The following is a 16581-nucleotide window of genomic DNA, read 5'->3' on the forward strand; positions in this document are numbered from 1 at the left end:
TGGTACCGGGTTCTTTTCTTGTCCCGAGGCCCCTTCGCTCCGTCGTCCCCGTTCAGGGAAAACAGAAGGGCCGCGGATCCCGGATGGGGTTCCGCGGCCCTGAAGGCGCCGGCCTGATCGGATCAGGCTGGATCACTCCAGGGTTCTGGCCCACGGAAGGCCCACATCAGGTTGTGCTGCGTCGTCTGCTTCCGGAATCCGGCACCGGCCGCCGCAAAGGCATAGGCCTGCGCCTGTGCCGCTACCGCTTCCAGTGCCTTGGTCGGTCGCTCATTGCGCTCACGGACGGGAAGGCCCGCGGGAGCAAGGGAGGACGCCGGGCGGTCGGCACGAATGCCGGACAGACCGGTGCCCTGGTGGGAGGCGCCGAGCATGCACAGGGAGACGGTCGAGCGATCGGTCAGTTTGGCCGTGCTGATGGTGCTGGTGTTGATGCTGATCACTGGACTCGCCTCCTCTCGGCGTCTCAAGGGACTGGGGTGAACCAGTCCGTTCGGATGTGCAAGTACATCACGGAAGCGGGCCCTTCGAGAAGGCCGCTGCTTCCGTGCCTAGAACCTATGGGGATTGCCGGGGCATGCGCAAACTATTTTTTCGACGAGTTCGCATCAGCCGTGCTCGTCGCCTTCCCCAACCTCGTGGCCTGCGCAGATGGCCAGAACGTCGGTTCCGTAGCTGCGCAGCTTGCGGCTGAGGACACCGGGGATGCGGGAGAGCTCGGCGGGACTCTCGGGCCGCGCCTCGGCGATGGCCATCAGGGTGCGGTCGGTGAAGACGCAGAAGTCCGGTTGTCCGCTGCGCTCGGCCTGGACCGCCCGCCACTCCCGCAGCCGTGCGTAGAGCCCTTCGTCCATGTCCGAGGGGCAGTCCTCGCAGCGCATCAGCTTCATCTCGCCGGCGTCGGTGAGCGTGCGGCCGCAGACCCGGCAGCGGGCGGGGGTGCGCTGGGTACGGCGGGGAGCGGCGAGGGTGCCGGTGGTGGTCCCGCGCTCGGTGCCTGCGGTGACGGCGGTGCCGGCGTGGCCGACGGTGGGGGTGGTGCCGGGGCGCAATCCGTCGAGGAAGTGGCTGGGTCTGCGGTTGGGGCGGGTTCCGGGTGAGCGGGACAGCGCCCAGGAGAGGTGGAGCCGTTCCCGCGCCCGGGTGACGCCGACGTAGAGGAGCCGGCGTTCCTCCTCGATCTGCTCGTCGGTCCTGGCGTAGGTGATGGGGAGCATGCCCTCGGCGATGCCGACCAGGAAGACGACGTCCCACTCCAGGCCCTTGGCGGCGTGCAGGGAGGCGAGGGTGACGCCCTGGACGGTCGGGGCGTGCTGGGCGTTCGCCCGCTCGTCGAGTTCCGCCACGAAGTCGCCGAGGGTGGCGCCGGGTCGGGCGGCGGCGAGGTCGTGGGCGAGGCCGACGAGGGCGGCGAGGGATTCCCAGCGTTCTCTGACGGCGCCGGAGCCGGCCGGGGGCTCGGTGGTCCAGCCCTCTCCGGACAGGACGGCGCGCACCTGGGAGGGCAGGTCCGCGGCGTCGTCCAGCAGGGAGTCGTTGCCGCCGAAGCGGGCGGCGCCGCGCAGGGCGATGCCGGCCTTGCGGACCTCGGGCCGGTCGAAGAAGCGCTCGGCGCCGCGTAGCTGGTAGGGGACGCCTGCGTCGGCGAGGGCCTGCTCGTAGGTCTCGGACTGGGCGTTCGTACGGAACAGGACGGCGATCTCGGCGGCCGGGACGCCCGCGTCGATCAGTTCGCGGATGCGGCGGGCGGCGCCTTCGGCCTCGGCCGGTTCGTCGGTGTACTCGGTGTAGACGGGCTCGGGGCCGGGGTGCCGCTGGGAGACCAGTTCCAGCCGGTGGTCGGCGGCGCGGCCGCGGGCCTGGGCGAGCAGGCCGTTGGCGAGGTGAACCACCTGGGGGCTGGAGCGGTAGTCACGGACGAGTTTGACGACGGTGGCGCCGGGGTGCCGGGTGCGGAAGTCGAGGAGGTGGTCGGGCGTTGCTCCGGTGAACGAGTAGATCGTCTGGCTGGCGTCGCCGACGACGCACAGGTTGTCGCGGTCGCCGAGCCAGAGTTCCAGCATCCGCTGCTGCAGGGGGCTGACGTCCTGGTATTCGTCGACGACGAAGTGCTGGTACTGCGCGCGGACCTGTTCGGCGATGTCGTGCCGGTCCTGGAGGATGGCGACGGTCAGCAGCAGGACGTCCTCGAAGTCGATCACGGCGCGGTCGCGCTTGAGGTCTTCGTAGGCGGCGTAGAGGTGGGCGATCTCGGCGGGGTCGCGGGGGGCCTCGCGGCCGGCCTTCGCGGCCGCGTACGGGTAGTCGGCGGGGATGGTCTGGGTGACCTTGGACCATTCGATCTCGGCGGTGACGTCGCGCAGCTCACCCCGGTCGAGACGGGTGCCCAGGCGTGCGGCCGCGTCGGCGACGAGCTGGATCTTGCGGTCGACGAGCCGGGGCATGCCGCCACCGATCGCTTTCGGCCAGAAGTACTGGAGCTGGCGCAGGGCGGCGGAGTGGAAGGTGCGGGCTTGGACGCCGTGGGCGCCGAGCTGGCGCAGCCGGCCGCGCATCTCTCCGGCGGCGCGGTTGGTGAAGGTGACGGCGAGCACGCTGGAGGGCTGGAGGATCCCGGCGCGCACGCCGTAGGCGATGCGGTGGGTGATCGCCCGTGTCTTGCCCGTGCCCGCTCCGGCCAGGACGCACACCGGGCCGTGCAGGGCGGTGGCCACCGCGCGCTGCTCGGGGTCGAGCCCTTCGAGCACCGCGTCGGCAGAGTCCGGTGCCTGCGGGAAGAGGGTGGAGTGCGTTGCTGCTGTCACACCGCCATGCTGCCAGGTCGCCCGGGACCGCCGTGCCGGTTGTCCGCAGGCGGGCACAGATAGTCGTATGAATGCGGCAGGCGTCACAGCCGCCTGTGGATACCCCGGGTGGGAATGGCGGGCGGCTCGCGTACGTTCTTCCCCCGGACGACTTTCCGAGCTGCCTGAGGAGCGCGAGAGACATGCAGGGCACTGTGACGATGTACAGCACGACTTGGTGCGGCTACTGCCGGCGGCTGAAGAGCCAGCTGGACCGGGAGGGCATTGCCTACACCGAGATCAACATCGAGCAGGACCCGGAGTCCGCCGCTTTCGTGGAGAAGGCGAATGGCGGAAACCAGACGGTCCCGACGGTGCTCTTCGCGGACGGTTCGACGCTGACGAATCCGTCGCTCGCCCAGGTGAAGCAGAAGCTCGCCGCCTGACGCTCCGCGGGTTTCCGCGGTGACCCCGCGGCAGGGCGGCCCCTGAAAGGATCGGGGGCCGCCCTGCTGTGTCTTCAGACGAAGCTGCGTGTCGGCAGCGGCTTGCCGTACCACATCTCGATCAGGCGGGCCGCGATGGAGATGCCGTAGGGCGGCAGCACCTCGCCGGATTCGAAGGCGTCGTGCAGTTCCTCGCGGGAGAACCAGCGGGCCTCGTGGATCTCGTCGCCGTCGACGTCGATCTCGGTCGAGGTGGCGCGGGCCATGAAGCCGAGCATCAGGCTGGACGGGAAGGGCCAGGGCTGGCTGGCCACGTACTCCACGGGGCCGACGGTGACGCCTACCTCCTCGGACACCTCGCGGCGCACCGCCTGCTCGATGGACTCGCCGGGTTCGACGAAGCCGGCGAGCGTGGAGAAGCGGCCCTCGGGCCAGTGGACCTGGCGGCCGAGCAGGATGCGGTCGTCCGCGTCGGTCACGGCCATGATCACGGCCGGATCGGTGCGCGGGTAGTGCTCGGCGCCGCAGGCCGGGCACCGGCGGATGTGGCCGGCGGCGGCGATGACCGTGCGTTCCCCGCAGCGGGAGCAGAAGCGGTGGGTGCGCTGCCAGTTCTCCAGGCCGACCGCGTGCACCATCAGCCCGGTGTCGCGCGGCGAGAGCAACAGGCCGGCCTCGCGCAGCCCGGCGGGCCGTGCGGACTGGTCGATACGGCCGGGCAGCGCGTCCTTCTGGAGCGCGAAGTAGCTGACGCCGTCCTCGTCGATGCCGAGGAAGTAGCGGTGCGCCTCGGTGAGGGGGGCCTCGAAGGACGGCGTCATGACGAGTTCGGTCCGGCCGTCCGGGGTCTCGTCGATGAGCACCTGGCCGCCGGAGACCACGAAGCAGCGGGTCGTGGGGTGGCTCCACGCCGCCGCGAGCCAGGCCTCGTCGAGCCGGTGGTGGGCGGCGCGGTCGATGCCGTTCGGGGCGGTCAGCGAGATGGGACGGTCGGCTGTGTCGTCGGTCCAGGTGGTCACGGGTGCTTCCAACTCCCCCAGTGCAGCGGTTCGTTCGGCGGGCGGTTCGGCGGGACGTGGGCGGGAGGGCACCGGGCCGGGCTCGGGTGGGACGGGCGGGACGGTCCTTCCAGTGTGCCCCGCGCGCGGTGCCCACCCGTACGGCACCGGCCGGTCAGGGCGTGTGACGCCAGTGCTCGGCCAGGTCACCCCACAGATAGGCGCTGGTCTCGACACCCTTGAGGAGGAGGTCCAGCTCGACCTTTTCGTTCGGGGCGTGCCAGCCGTCTGAGGGGACGGAGATGCCCAGGAAGAGGACGGGGGCGCCGAGGACCTCCTGGAGGTCGGCGGCGGGTCCGGAGCCGCCCTCGCGGGTGAAGCGGACCGACTTCTCGAAGGCGCGGCCCATGGCGCGGACCACGGACTGCAGTGCGGGGTGGTCGAGCGGGGTCAGGCACGGGCGGGTGGCCGCGCCAAAGCCGATCTCGTACCGGATCCCGGCGGGCATCTGTGTCTCGACCCAGGCGCGGACGGCCTTCTCGAGGTGGTCCGGGTCCTGGCCGGCGACCATCCGGAAGGACAGCTTCACCATGGCCGAGGAGGGGATGATCGTCTTGTTGCCGGGGCCCTGGTAACCGCCGCCGATGCCGTTGACCTCGGCGGTCGGGCGGGCCCAGATGCGTTCGAGGGTGGTGTATCCGGCCTCGCCGTGGGCGGCGCGAGACTTGGCGGTGTCCAGCCAACGCTGCTCGTCGAAGGGCAGCTCGGCGAACAGCTCGCGCTCGCGGTCGGTAAGCTCCACGATGCCGTCGTAGAAGCCGGGGATCGCCACGCGCGCGTGCTCGTCGTGCAGGGCTGCGACCAGGCGGGCGGCGGCGACGGCCGGGTTGGGTACGGCACCGCCGAAGGAGCCGGAGTGGATGTCCTGGTCGGGGCCGTACAGCCGGATCTCGCACTCGGCGAGGCCGCGCATGCCGGTGCAGACGGTCGGGGTGTCCTCGGACCACATGCCGGTGTCGGAGACGATCACGGCGTCGGCGGCGAGCCGGCCCGCGTGCTCCTCGACCAAGGCCCGGAAGTGCGGGGAGCCGGACTCCTCCTCGCCCTCGATCAGGAGTTTCAGGTTCACCGCGGGTGCGGTGCGGCCGGTGGCGGCGAGGTGGGCGCGGACGCCGAGTGTGTGGAAGAACACCTGGCCCTTGTCGTCGGCCGCCCCGCGCGCGTAGAGACGGTTTCCGCGGACGACCGGCTCGAAGGGGTCGGTGTCCCAGCCGTCCTCGCGGGCGGCGGGCTGTACGTCGTGGTGGCCGTAGACCAGGACGGTGGGTGCCTCGGGGTCGCCGGAGGGCCACTCGGCGAAGACGGCCGGGGCGCCGGGGGTCTGCCAGACCTCGGTGGTCGGGAAGCCGGTCTCCTTGAGTTTGGCGGCGAGCCAGTCGGCGCTGCGCCGTACGTCGGGCGCGTGGTCGGGCTGGGCCGACACGGAGGGGATGCGCAGCCATGCCGCAAGGTCGTCGAGGAAGGTGGCGCGGTGCTGCTCGATGTACGTGCGGACGGCGCTGTCCGGGGTCTGGCTCATGTTCACGAGCCTATCGGCCCGCACCGACATCCTCGGCGGGCGGTTCGTCACACTCAGATTGCCGGGTGTGCCGTTTCGGTGTCTTCCGTGAGGAGCCGTTCCAGGGCGGCCCGGTCCGGCAGGCCCCGCGGCCGTACGACCTCGCCGGTGCGCACGTACAGGAAGGCGGCCGTGACGGACTCGGGGGGCACGCCCTGCTGCTCGGCCCAGGCCAGCCGGTACACGGCGAGCTGGAGCGGGTCGGCGGTGCGGGTGCGGCTGGTCTTCCAGTCGACGATCTCGTACGTCGCCGCGTCGCCGTCGCCGTGTCTGTAGACGGCGTCGATGCGGCCCCGTACGACGCGGCCGGCGAGGGTGAGCTGGAAGGGCGCTTCGACGCGGTAAGGGGTGCGCCGGGCGTACTCGGTGCGTTCGAAGGCCTCCTTCAGGGCTTCCAGGTCCTGTTCGTCGGCGATCTCGGCGTCGCTGCCGGGCAGTTCGTCGGGTTCCAGCAGGGGGAGCGTCAGTTCCTCGAAGCGGGCTTCGACCCAGGCGTGGAACCGAGTGCCCCGGCGCGCGGCCGGTTGCGGAGGGCGTGGCATGGGGCGCGCGAGTTCCTGCGCGAGCCCGTCCGGGTCCTCGGCCAGGCGCAGCAGCTGGGTGGCGGTGAGCGCGGCGGGCAGCGGGACGTCGGTGACGGTCTGCCGGGCGCGCAGCAGTTCGCCGCTGAGCGCGTCCAGGTCACGGTCCCAGGAGGCGATGGTGCGGGCCTCCTCGGGGGTGAGAGCGGTCTCGGGCGCGGGATCGGGGGTGCGCGGAGCGCGTGCGCCGGGCGCGGGTGCCTGGTGGGGAACGGTCGGTCGCTCGGCGCTCCAGGAGTCCCAGCTGTCGGGATCCTGCGCATCGGGGCCGCCGTCGTCGTACGGGAACTCGTCCCCGTACGGATCCTCGGGCAGGCTCTCGTACGGCTCCTCGCCGTAGGGGGCGTCGTCCGGGGGCGGGGGCCAGTCCGGGTCGTCGAGGGCGGCGGGGTCGTGGGCGGCCGGCGGGTGGGCGGTGTCCTGGGCGGCGAGGGCGTCCAGGTGGGCGAGGACGGTCTCGGCGGCCGCGCGGCGGCGGGCCAGGGCGGCGGCGTCCAGCGGGAGCGGCCACACCTGGTCGGCGCCGGCCGTGTGCAGGGCGGGGTTCTCCTCGTCCTCTGCGGGCTCCTCGGCCCAGGCCTCGATCTCGCCGTGTCCGGTGGCGCAGTGGTCGTGGAGGGCCTGGAGGAAGTCGGAGGGGCCGCGTGGCTTCTTCTGGCTGGGCCCCCACCAGTGGCCGGAGCCGAGCAGCAGCGAGCGGGGGCGGGTGAAGGTGACGTAGCCGAGGCGGAGCTCCTCGGTGTGCTGATGGTCCTTCATGGCCTCGTGGAAGGCCTTCATGCCGCGCGCGTCCCAGCTGTCGACGTCGGGCAGGGTGTCGGTGTCGCCGCGCAGGGCGTGCGGCACCACCTTGGCCTGCGCCGTCCACTTCTCGCGGCCCTGTGCGCTGGGAAAGGTGCCCTTGACCAGCCCGGGGACGGCCACGACGGCCCACTCCAGGCCCTTGGACTTGTGGGCGGTGAGCACCTTGACGGTGTTCTCGCCGCCGGGCAGGGCGTTGTCGAGGCCCTTCTCGTACTGCGCTGCGGTGCGCAGGAAGCCGAGGAAGGCGAGCAGGGTGGCCTCGGCGTCGCTCGCCGCGAAGGACGCGGCGACGTCCAGGAAGTTGGACAGGGTCTCGCGGCGGCGGGCGGCCAGGGCGTGCGGGGACGCCGACAGCTCCACTTCCAGGCCGGTGACGGCGAGCACGCGGTGCAGGACGTCCATCAGCGGGTCGGACAGCGAGCGGCGCAGGTCGCGCAGTTCGGCGGCCAGGCGGGCGAAGCGCACGCGCGCGTCCGGGGAGAACGGCAGCCCGCCGTCGTGCGACTCGGCGTCCATGGGTGCTTCGAGGAAGGTGTCGAGGGCGTCCGCGAGCGAGATCACCTCGGCGGGGTCGATCCCTTCGACGGCGGCGGCGAGCCGGCGGTCGGGGTCGTCGCCGTCGTCCACGCGGGCGTGGGCGACCAGCAGCCGGGCGCGGCGGCCCAGCAGGGCGAGGTCGCGGGGGCCGATGCGCCAGCGCGGGCCGGTCAGCAGGCGCACCAGAGCGGCGTTGGCGCCGGGGTCCTGCAGGACCTCGCAGACGGCGACGAGGTCGGCGACCTCGGGCAGGTGCAGCAGCCCGGACAGGCCGACCACCTCGACGGGGACGTCCCGTGCCACGAGGGCGCCCTGGATCTCGGCGAAGTCGGTCGCCGCCCGGCACAGTACGGCGATCTCGCCGGGGGCCGTGCCGGTGTGCACGAGGTGGGCGATCGAGTCGGCGATCCAGTCGAGTTCCTCGGCGTGGGTGGGCAGCAGCGCGCAGCGGACCGTGCCGTCGTACTCGGCGCCGGGGGCCGGGCGCAGGGCCTCCACGCCCGCGTGCATGGCGCGCAGTGGTTCGGCGAGGCCGTTGGCGAGATCGAGGAGGCGGCCGCCGCTGCGGCGGTTCTCGCTGAGGGCCTGCCGGGTGGCTCGGCGGCCGTCGGCGTGCGCGAAGTGCGCCGGGAAGTCGTCGAGGTTGGCGACGGAGGCGCCGCGCCAGCCGTAGATGGCCTGGCAGGGGTCGCCGACCGCGGTCACGGGATGGCCCGTGCCGCCGCCGAACAGGCCCGCGAGCAGGACGCGTTGGGCGACGGAGGTGTCCTGGTACTCGTCCAGGAGCACCACGCGGAACTCCTCGCGCAGCAGCCGGCCCACCTCGGGGATGCCGGCGAGGCGGGCGGACAGGGCGATCTGGTCGCCGAAGTCGAGCAGGTCGCGTTCGCGCTTGGCCGTCCGGTAGCGGCGGACGAGGTCGGCCAGTTCACGGCGGGCGGCGGCCGTCTCGGGCACCTTGCGTAGATCGGCGTTGGTGAGTTCGGCGCTCTGGAGGGTGCGCAGCAGGTCGGCGTCCCAGGAACGCAGTTCCTCGGGGTCGATGAGGTGTTCGGCGAGTTCGGAGTCGAGGGCGAGCAGGTCGCTGACGAGGTCGGCGAAGGAGCGGGTCAGCGCGGGGTAGGGGCCGGGGGCCTCGCGCAGCACGCGCGCGGCGAGCTGGTAGCGGGTGGCGTCGGCGAGCAGCCGGGAGGTGGGCTCCAGGCCGAGGCGCAGTCCGTGGTCGGTGAGGAGGCGGCCGGCGAAGGCGTGGTACGTCGAGATGACCGGCTCGCCGGGCGGGTTGTCCGGGTCGATGACGTCCGGGTCGGTGACGCCGGCCTTGATCAGGGCTTTGCGGACGCGTTCGGCCAGCTCGCCTGCGGCCTTGTTGGTGAAGGTCAGGCCGAGGACCTGTTCGGGGGCGACCTGGCCGGTGCCGACCAGCCAGACCACGCGGGCGGCCATGACGGTGGTCTTGCCCGACCCGGCTCCGGCCACGATCACCTGCGGGGCGGGCGGCGCGGTGATGCAGGCCGTCTGCTCCGGGGTGAACGGGATGCCGAGGAGCTCTTTGAGCTGCTCGGGGTCGTTGATGCGGGCGGGCATGTCGCAAAAGGCTAGCGGCGGGGACTGACAGTCGATGCCCGATCGACCCTCCGGGGAGGAAGAAGCGCAGGTCAGCGCATGCGGTGCCGTGCGTCACTCCGGCATCCCCGGTGGCTCAGTCGATCACGTGCCGTCCCTCGGGACGGGCGCTGCACGAGGCGCGGAACGCGCAGTGCGTGCAGTGCTGGCCGGTGTTCGGCGCGAACCGCTCGTCGAGGACCTTGCCGGCGGCGGTGGCCAGCAGCTCGCCGACCCACTCCCCCGACAGCGGTTCCTGGGTCTGCGTCTTGGGCAGGCTGTCGCCGCCGTCGCGTCTGGCGGCGCCTTGCCTGAGGTGCACCAGTTCGGCGCCGCCGGATTCGGGACGGGCGCCGTCGAAGGCCTCGTCGACGGCGCCCTCCTGGACGGCGAGCTGGTAGACGGCCAGCTGGGGATGGCGGGCCACCTCGGCGGCGCTGGGTGCCTGCTTGCCGGTCTTGAAGTCCACCACGTAGGCGCGGCCCTCGCCGTCCGTCTCCACGCGGTCCATCTGGCCGCGGATGCGGACCTGGTAGTCGCCCGCTTCGAGGGTGACGTCGAAGTCCTGCTCGCTCGCGACCGGGGTGCGGCCGGTGCGGTCCAGCACATGCCAGTTCAGGAAGCGTTCGAGCGCCACGCGCGCGTTGTCCTTCTCCTGCTGCGACTTCCAGGGCGCGTCGAAGGCGAGCGCGTTCCACACCGAGTCCAGGCGTTCCATGAGGACGTCGAGGTCGGCCGGGCTGCGGCCGGAGGCGACCTCATCGGCGAGGACGTGGACGACGTTGCCGAAGCCCTGTGCGGTGGTGGCCGGGGCGTCGGCCTTCACCTCGCGGCCCAGGAACCACTGGAGCGCGCAGGTGTTGGCGAGCTGGTCGAGGGCGCTGCCGGAGAGCACGACCGGCCGGTCGCTGTGGCGCAGCGGCACCTTGCTCTCGGTCGGGTCGTACATGCCCCACCAGCGGTAGGGGTGCGCGGAGGGCACCAGTGGGCGGCCGTCCTCGTCGGCGAGGGCGGCGAGCCGGGCCAGGCGGCCGGCGGCGGCCTCCCGCAGGGCGGCGGACGCGCGCGGGTCGACCGTGGTGGCGCGCAGCTCGGCGACGAGCGCGGCCACGGACAGTGGGCGGCGGGGGCGGCCGGTGACGTCCTTCGGCTCGACGCCGAGTTCGGTCAGGAAGCGGGACGGCTGGTCGCCGTCGTCGGCCGGTGCCTTCACCGCGGTGACGACGAGGCGTTCACGCGCGCGTGTGGCGGCCACGTAGAACAGCCTGCGCTCCTCGGCGAGCAGGGCGCCCGGGGTGAGCGGTTCGGCGAGTCCGTCGCGGCCGATGCGGTCGGCCTCCAGGAGGGAGCCGCGCCGGCGCAGATCGGGCCACAGGCCATCCTGGACACCGGCGACGACGACCAGCCGCCACTCCAGGCCCTTGGCGCGGTGCGCGGTCATCAGACGGACGGCGTCGGGGCGTACCGCGCGGCGCGTGAGCGTGTCGGCGGCGATGTCCTGGGCCTCGATCTCCTCAAGGAAGTTGAGCGCGCCACGGCCTCCGGTGCGCTCCTCCGCGCGCGCGGCGGTGGCGAACAGCGCGCACACGGCGTCCAGGTCCCGGTCGGCGTTGCGGCCGGCCGCGCCGCCGCGCCGGGCGGCCCGTTCCAGGCGCGTGGGCCATGGCGTGCCCTCCCACAGGTCCCACAGCGCCTCCTCGGCCGTACCGCCGCCCGCGAGGCGCTCGCGGGCCTTGCGCAGCAGCGCACCGAGGCGCTGCGCGCCGCGCGCGTATGCCGGGTCGTGCACGGCCAGGCGCTCGGGTTCGGCGAGCGCCCGTGCGAGGAGTACGTCGGAGGGGGGTGGCAGCGGGTTGCCGGCCGCCCGCTCCTCCTCGCGCAGGGCGCGGCCGAGGCGGCGCAGGTCGGCGGGGTCCATGCCGGCGAGGGGGGAGGCGAGCAGGGTGAGCGCGGTCTCGGTGTCGAGCCAGGAGAGGTCCGGGACCGGCTCTGCCGTGTCTTCAGGCGCGGTGTCTTCGGGGGCGGCCTCCGCGGCGACGGCCTCTTCTGAGGCCGTCTCCCCAGGTTCGTCCGAGGCGGTCTCGACAGACTCGCCGGCAGGGGAGAGCACGCCTGCGTTCTTCTCATGGCGCCGGGCCTCCGCCGTGGCCACCGCGCGCAGGGCCGTCAGCAGCGGCGCCACCGCCGGCTCGTGGCGCAGGGGCAGGTCGTCGCCGTCGATGTCCAGCGGAACGCCGGCCGCGGTGAGGGCGCGGCGCAGGGTCGGCAGGGTGCGGGCGCCGGCTCGGACCAGGACGGCCATGTCGCTCCAGGCGACGCCGTCCTCCAGGTGTGCGCGGCGCAGGATGTCCGCGATGTTGTCCAGTTCTGTACCTGCCGTCGGGTACGTGTAGACCTCCACGCGGCCCCCGTCCCGTACGGCGGCCGGCTCGCGGTGGACGCGAACCTTGTCGGCGGGCAGCCGGGGCAGCGGCATGCGCTGGGTGATCAGCCGGGTGGCGGCCAGCAGTGTGGCACCGGAACGGCGGGAGGTGCGCAGCACCTCGACGGGGGCGGGGCGGCCGTCCGCGCGCGGGAAGGCCGCCGGGAAGTCGAGGATGCCGTTCACGTCGGCACCCCGGAAGGCGTAGATCGACTGGTCGGGATCGCCGAAGGCGACCAGGGTCCGTCCGCCGCCGGCCAGCGCGTGCAGGAGCCGTACCTGGGCGGAGTCGGTGTCCTGGTACTCGTCGACGTACACGGCGTCGTACTGGGCGGCGAGCCGTGCGGCGGTCTCCGGGCGGCGGGCGAGCAGGACCGCGCGGTGGACCAGTTCCGCGTAGTCGATCACGCCCTGCATGTCGAGCACGTCCAGGTACTCGGCGAGGAACGCGGCGGCGGCGCGCCAGTCGGGGCGGCCGATACGGCGGGCGAATGCGTCCAGTGCGCCGGGGCCGAGGCCCAGCTCGCGACTGCGGGCGAGGACCGCGCGGACCTCGTCGGCAAAGCCCCGTGTGGTCAGGCAGGCGCGCAGCTCGTCGGGCCAGCTCACATGCGCCAGTCCGAGCCGCTGCAGTTCCGGCTGCCCGGCGAGCAGCTCGCGGACGGTGACGTCCTGTTCCGGGCCGGAGAGCAGTCGCAGCGGCTCGGTGAACAGGTCGCTGTCCTGATGGGCGCGCACGAGCGCGTAGCAGTACGAGTGGAACGTGGTCGCCCGGGGCGCGCGAGCGGCGCCGATGCGCAGGGCCATGCGGTCGCGCAGGTCGACGGCGGCCTTGCGGCTGAACGTCAGCACCAGGATGCGTTCGGGATCGGCGCCGCGGGCTATCCGCGCGGCCACGGACTCGACGAGGGTGGTGGTCTTGCCGGTGCCGGGGCCGGCGAGGACGAGCAGGGGTCCGGCGCTGTGGTCAACCACGGCGCGCTGAGCCGCGTCCAGACGAGGGGGGTCCATGGCGGCCGGCGGGGTACGGACCAGTCGGTAAGCGCCACGGCCCCCCTGCCGCACCGGGGGGTGCGGCAGGCGCCTGGTGGAGGAAGAGGAGCTCACGTGATCGGCCGGTCCTGGTGTTCGTGCTGGTGGGCGGGCGGTCACGCGTGCGAGGCGGTGACCGCGGGGTGAGGGGGACACGTGCAGCCGACGCTACGCCGCCGCACCGGACGGAAGCAGGGCTTCCGCTTCTTCCCTCGCGGCGCTCATGCCACGCGCGTCCCACAACCCACGAACGTACGTCATGCCACGGATGTCCCCCGTGTCACCCGTACGGGCCATGGGCTCTCCCCGAGGGCATCGAATGGCGGAAGCTGTCAGGTGTGACCAACCGCGCCCGTTCCGCCGTCCCATCGGGCCCGCCGCATGTCGATCCGCGGCAGATGCCCCTCGGCACTCCTGGCCGCCTCCTTCAGCGGCGTGCCCTCCGCGCGGTAGTGGGCGAGTGCGCGCAGTTCGTGGCCGGGCAGCAGCACCCCGTCGGCACGCACCACACGCCACCACGGAACGGCGCCTCCGTAGAGCGACATCACACGGCCGACCTGGCGCGGTCCGCCTTCCTCGAGCCACTCGGCGACATCGCCGTACGTCATGACCCGCCCCGGCGGGATCCGCTCGGCGACCTCGAGGACCCGCTCGGCGTACTCCGGCAGCGCGTCCGCGTACTCCTCGCGGGTGTCCTCGGCAGGGCTCTGCTCGCTCATTCGCCCCATCCTGCCCCACCCCACCGACATCGCGGCGCGGACCGCGAGGAACGGCCCTCTCGCCCCCGGACGGCGCTTCCGGCAGACTGTGCGCCCGCGCATCCGCACCCTGATGCCCCCGTGTGTCGGTGGGGCATGCCACCATCGTGCGGGCGGTGACTGGTGATACGAGACCAAGAAGAGACCATGAAGCAGCAGGGCGTGCACCCCGAAGGAGCGGCGGGCACCCCTGACGCCGCCGCGCGCCCCGACACCGCCGGCGGAGCGCAGGACGACGGCCCGCGCAAGCTGGAGAACAGCGCAGAGGACAGCGCACGCGCGCGTGAGAACAGCGCGGCCGACGGAAACGACGACGCCGAGGGAGCGCACGTCCCGGAGAACACGACCCCCGGCCACGGTCCAGGCGCAGACGACGATCCGCACGCCGAGGCCGTGGAGGGCGACGAACCGCTGCTCCCCGCGCGCGTGCACCGCCCCTCGGACCTCATGCGGCTCCTGGTGGGCGTGCTCGCCATCGCGGTGCTGCTCGCGATCGCCGCGTTCGCGCACGGCACCACCTCGGGCTTCGAGCAGGACATCCACAAGGGCACTGGTCAGGCCCCCGACCTGCTCATCAAGATCGCGGGTCTGGCGTCCAGCATCGCGATCCTGCTGGTGCCGGTCGCCTTCGCGATCGAGCGGCTGATCAAACGCGACGGGCTGCGCATCGCCGACGGCGTCCTCGCGGCGGTCCTCGCCCACGGAGTGACCCTCGCGACAGACCTGTGGGTCGCGCGTGCCGCCCCGGGCTCGATCCAGGAGGCGCTCACCCAGCCCTCCCCCGGCGACATCCATGCCCTCACCGACCCCGTGCACGGCTATCTGGCACCCGTCATCGCCTATATGACGGCCGTCGGCATGTCCCGCAGACCCAGATGGCGCGCGGTGCTGTGGATCGTGCTGCTGCTCGACGCGTTCTCGATGCTGGTCACCGGCTACACGACGCCGTTCTCGATCATGCTGACGGTGCTGATCGGCTGGACCATCGCCTACGGCACGCTGTACGCGGTCGGCTCCCCCAACGTGCGCCCCACCGGGCAGACCCTGATGGCGGGCCTCAGGCACGTCGGCTTCCACCCCGTCAGCGCGGCCCGCGAGGAGGCCGTGGAGACGGAGAACGGCGACCGCGGCCGGCGCTACTTCGTCACTCTGGAGGACGGCCCGCCGCTGGACGTCACGGTCGTGGACCGGGAACAGCAGGCCCAGGGCTTCTTCTACCGGGCGTGGCGCAATCTCACCCTGCGCGGCTTCGCCACCCGCTCCAGCCTCCAGTCCCTGCGCCAGGCGCTGGAACAGGAGGCGCTGCTGGCGTACGCGGCGATCGCGGCCGGCGCCAACGCGCCCAAGCTGATCGCCACCTCCGAGCTCGGCCCCGACGCCGTCATGCTCGTCTACGAGCACACCGGCGGGCGCACGCTGGACTCGCTGGCCGACGAGGAGATCACCGACGAGCTGCTGCGCAACACCTGGCACCAGGTGCAGGCGCTGCAGTCGCGGCGCATCGCACACCGCAGACTCGCAGGTGACGCGATTCTGGTGGATCGTTCCGGCAGGGTGATCCTCACCGAGCTGCGCGGCGGTGAGATCGCGGCCGGCGAGCTGCTGCTGCGCATGGACGTGGCCCAGCTGGTCACGACGCTCGGTCTGCGGGTGGGCGCCGAACGCGCGGTGGCCTCGGCGGTCCGGGTGCTCGGGCCCGACGCGGTCGCCGACTGCCTGCCGCTGCTCCAGCCGATCGCCCTGACCCGCTCCACGCGCGCGACGCTGCGCAAACTGGCCCGGGAGCAGGCCCAGCGCGAGCGCGAGGCGGTCCTGGAGGCATCCCGGCAGGCCAAGCAGGCGCCTCCGGAGGAAGCCGGAGCGCAGGGCACGGAGGCCCTCGGGAAGGCCGACAAGAAGGCCGTACGCGCCCAGGCGCGGGCCGAGAAGCGGGCCGTCGACGAGGCCCTGGAGGAAGCGCGTGAGGAGGATCTGCTCACCCAGATCCGCCATGAGGTGCTGCGGATCAGGCCGCAGGCGCCGGTGGAGCCGGCCCGGCTGGAACGGGTGCGGCCACGCACGCTGATCAGCGTCTTCGCCGGTGCCATCGGCGCGTACTTCCTGCTGACGCAGCTCACGCACATCGAGTTCGGGCCGCTCGTGGCCAACGCCCAGTGGGGCTGGGTCGTCGCCGCCGTGCTGTTCGCGGCGCTCAGCTATGTGGCGGCGGCGATGCAGCTGCTGGGGTTCGTACCGGAGCGGGTGCCGTTCCTGCGGGCCGTGGCGGCTCAGGTGGCCGGCTCGTTCGTGAAGATCGTGGCACCGGCCGCGGTCGGCGGTGTGGCCCTCAATACGCGGTACCTGCAGCGCTCGGGGGTGCGGCCGGGGCTCGCGGTGGCGAGCGTGGGCGCCTCGCAGCTGGCCGGGCTCGGCTTCCACATCCTGATGCTGTTGTCCTTCGGCTATCTCACCGGCACCGAGAAGACGCCGTCCCTGTCGCCGTCCCGGACGGTCATCGCGGGCCTGCTGACGGTGGCGGTGCTGGTGCTCGTGGTGACATCGGTGCCGTTCCTGCGGAAATTCGTCGTCACGCGCGTGCGCTCACTTTTTGCGGGTGTCGTGCCCCGCATGCTCGATGTGCTGCAGCGGCCGCAGAAGCTGATCACCGGCATCGGCGGCATCCTGCTGCTGACGTTCTGCTTCGTGATGTGCCTGGACGCCTCCGTCCGGGCGTTCGGCGACGGCTCGGCCTCGCTCAGCATCGCCAGCGTCGCCGTTGTCTTCCTCGCGGGCAACGCCCTCGGCTCCGCGGCGCCCACCCCGGGCGGCGTCGGTGCCGTGGAGGCGACCCTGACGGTCGGCCTGATCGCCGTCGGCCTGCCCAAGGAGGTCGCCGCCCCGGCCGTCCTGCTGTACCGCCTGCTGACGCTGTGGCTGCCGGTGCTGCCGGGCTGGCTGGCCTTCAACCAGCTCACCCGCAAGGGAGCCCTGTAGGGGTCGCACAAGGCACGGGCACGG

Annotated in this window: 8 protein-coding genes and 1 pseudogene; 2 read left to right on the forward strand and 7 right to left on the reverse strand. The window is 72.8% G+C overall.

What is annotated here, in order from left to right:
• Positions 1 to 122: 122 nt before the first annotated feature.
• Both ACWCQS_RS00650 and ACWCQS_RS00655 read right to left on the reverse strand, forming a co-directional pair.
• A complete protein-coding gene (locus ACWCQS_RS00650) occupies positions 123 to 443 on the reverse strand; it encodes a hypothetical protein (protein WP_451002463.1) in 321 nt (106 codons plus the stop codon).
• Between the two features lie 165 nt (positions 444 to 608).
• Positions 609 to 2861 (reverse strand): ATP-dependent DNA helicase UvrD2, encoded by a 2253-nt coding sequence (locus tag ACWCQS_RS00655; RefSeq protein WP_451002464.1) that lies wholly within the window; start codon positions 2859 to 2861, stop codon positions 609 to 611.
• Between the two features lie 125 nt (positions 2862 to 2986).
• Here ACWCQS_RS00655 and ACWCQS_RS00660 point away from each other — a divergent pair, with 125 nt between their 5' ends.
• Positions 2987 to 3229 (forward strand): mycoredoxin, encoded by a 243-nt coding sequence (locus ACWCQS_RS00660; RefSeq protein WP_030649619.1) that lies wholly within the window; start codon positions 2987 to 2989, stop codon positions 3227 to 3229.
• Between the two features lie 74 nt (positions 3230 to 3303).
• Here the strand turns inward: ACWCQS_RS00660 and nudC are convergent, their stop codons facing one another.
• The 5 genes and pseudogenes from nudC to ACWCQS_RS00685 form a co-directional block, all read right to left on the reverse strand.
• A complete protein-coding gene (gene nudC / locus ACWCQS_RS00665) occupies positions 3304 to 4248 on the reverse strand; it encodes an NAD(+) diphosphatase (protein WP_388620594.1) in 945 nt (314 codons plus the stop codon).
• A gap of 154 nt (positions 4249 to 4402) precedes the next feature.
• Positions 4403 to 5806, reverse strand: coding sequence for a dipeptidase (locus ACWCQS_RS00670; RefSeq protein ID WP_451002465.1), 1404 nt, complete (start codon positions 5804 to 5806; stop codon positions 4403 to 4405).
• A 10-nt stretch (positions 5807 to 5816) separates the two neighbouring features.
• A pseudogene (locus ACWCQS_RS00675) lies at positions 5817 to 9354 on the reverse strand (UvrD-helicase domain-containing protein).
• A 115-nt stretch (positions 9355 to 9469) separates the two neighbouring features.
• Entirely contained in the window at positions 9470 to 12901 is a 3432-nt protein-coding gene (locus ACWCQS_RS00680) for an ATP-dependent helicase (RefSeq protein WP_451002466.1), read from the reverse strand.
• A gap of 257 nt (positions 12902 to 13158) precedes the next feature.
• The gene (locus ACWCQS_RS00685; RefSeq protein ID WP_451002467.1) at positions 13159 to 13545 is read right to left on the reverse strand and encodes an MGMT family protein; all 387 of its coding nucleotides are present in this window, start codon (positions 13543 to 13545) and stop codon (positions 13159 to 13161) included.
• 186 nt (positions 13546 to 13731) lie between these two features.
• Between ACWCQS_RS00685 and ACWCQS_RS00690 the strand changes: the two genes are divergently transcribed.
• Positions 13732 to 16557: a lysylphosphatidylglycerol synthase domain-containing protein gene (locus ACWCQS_RS00690; RefSeq protein ID WP_451002468.1), complete on the forward strand. Its 2826-nt coding sequence runs from the start codon at positions 13732 to 13734 to the stop codon at positions 16555 to 16557.
• Positions 16558 to 16581: the final 24 nt, after the last annotated feature.

The organism is Streptomyces sp. NPDC002076 (assembly GCF_053593835.1).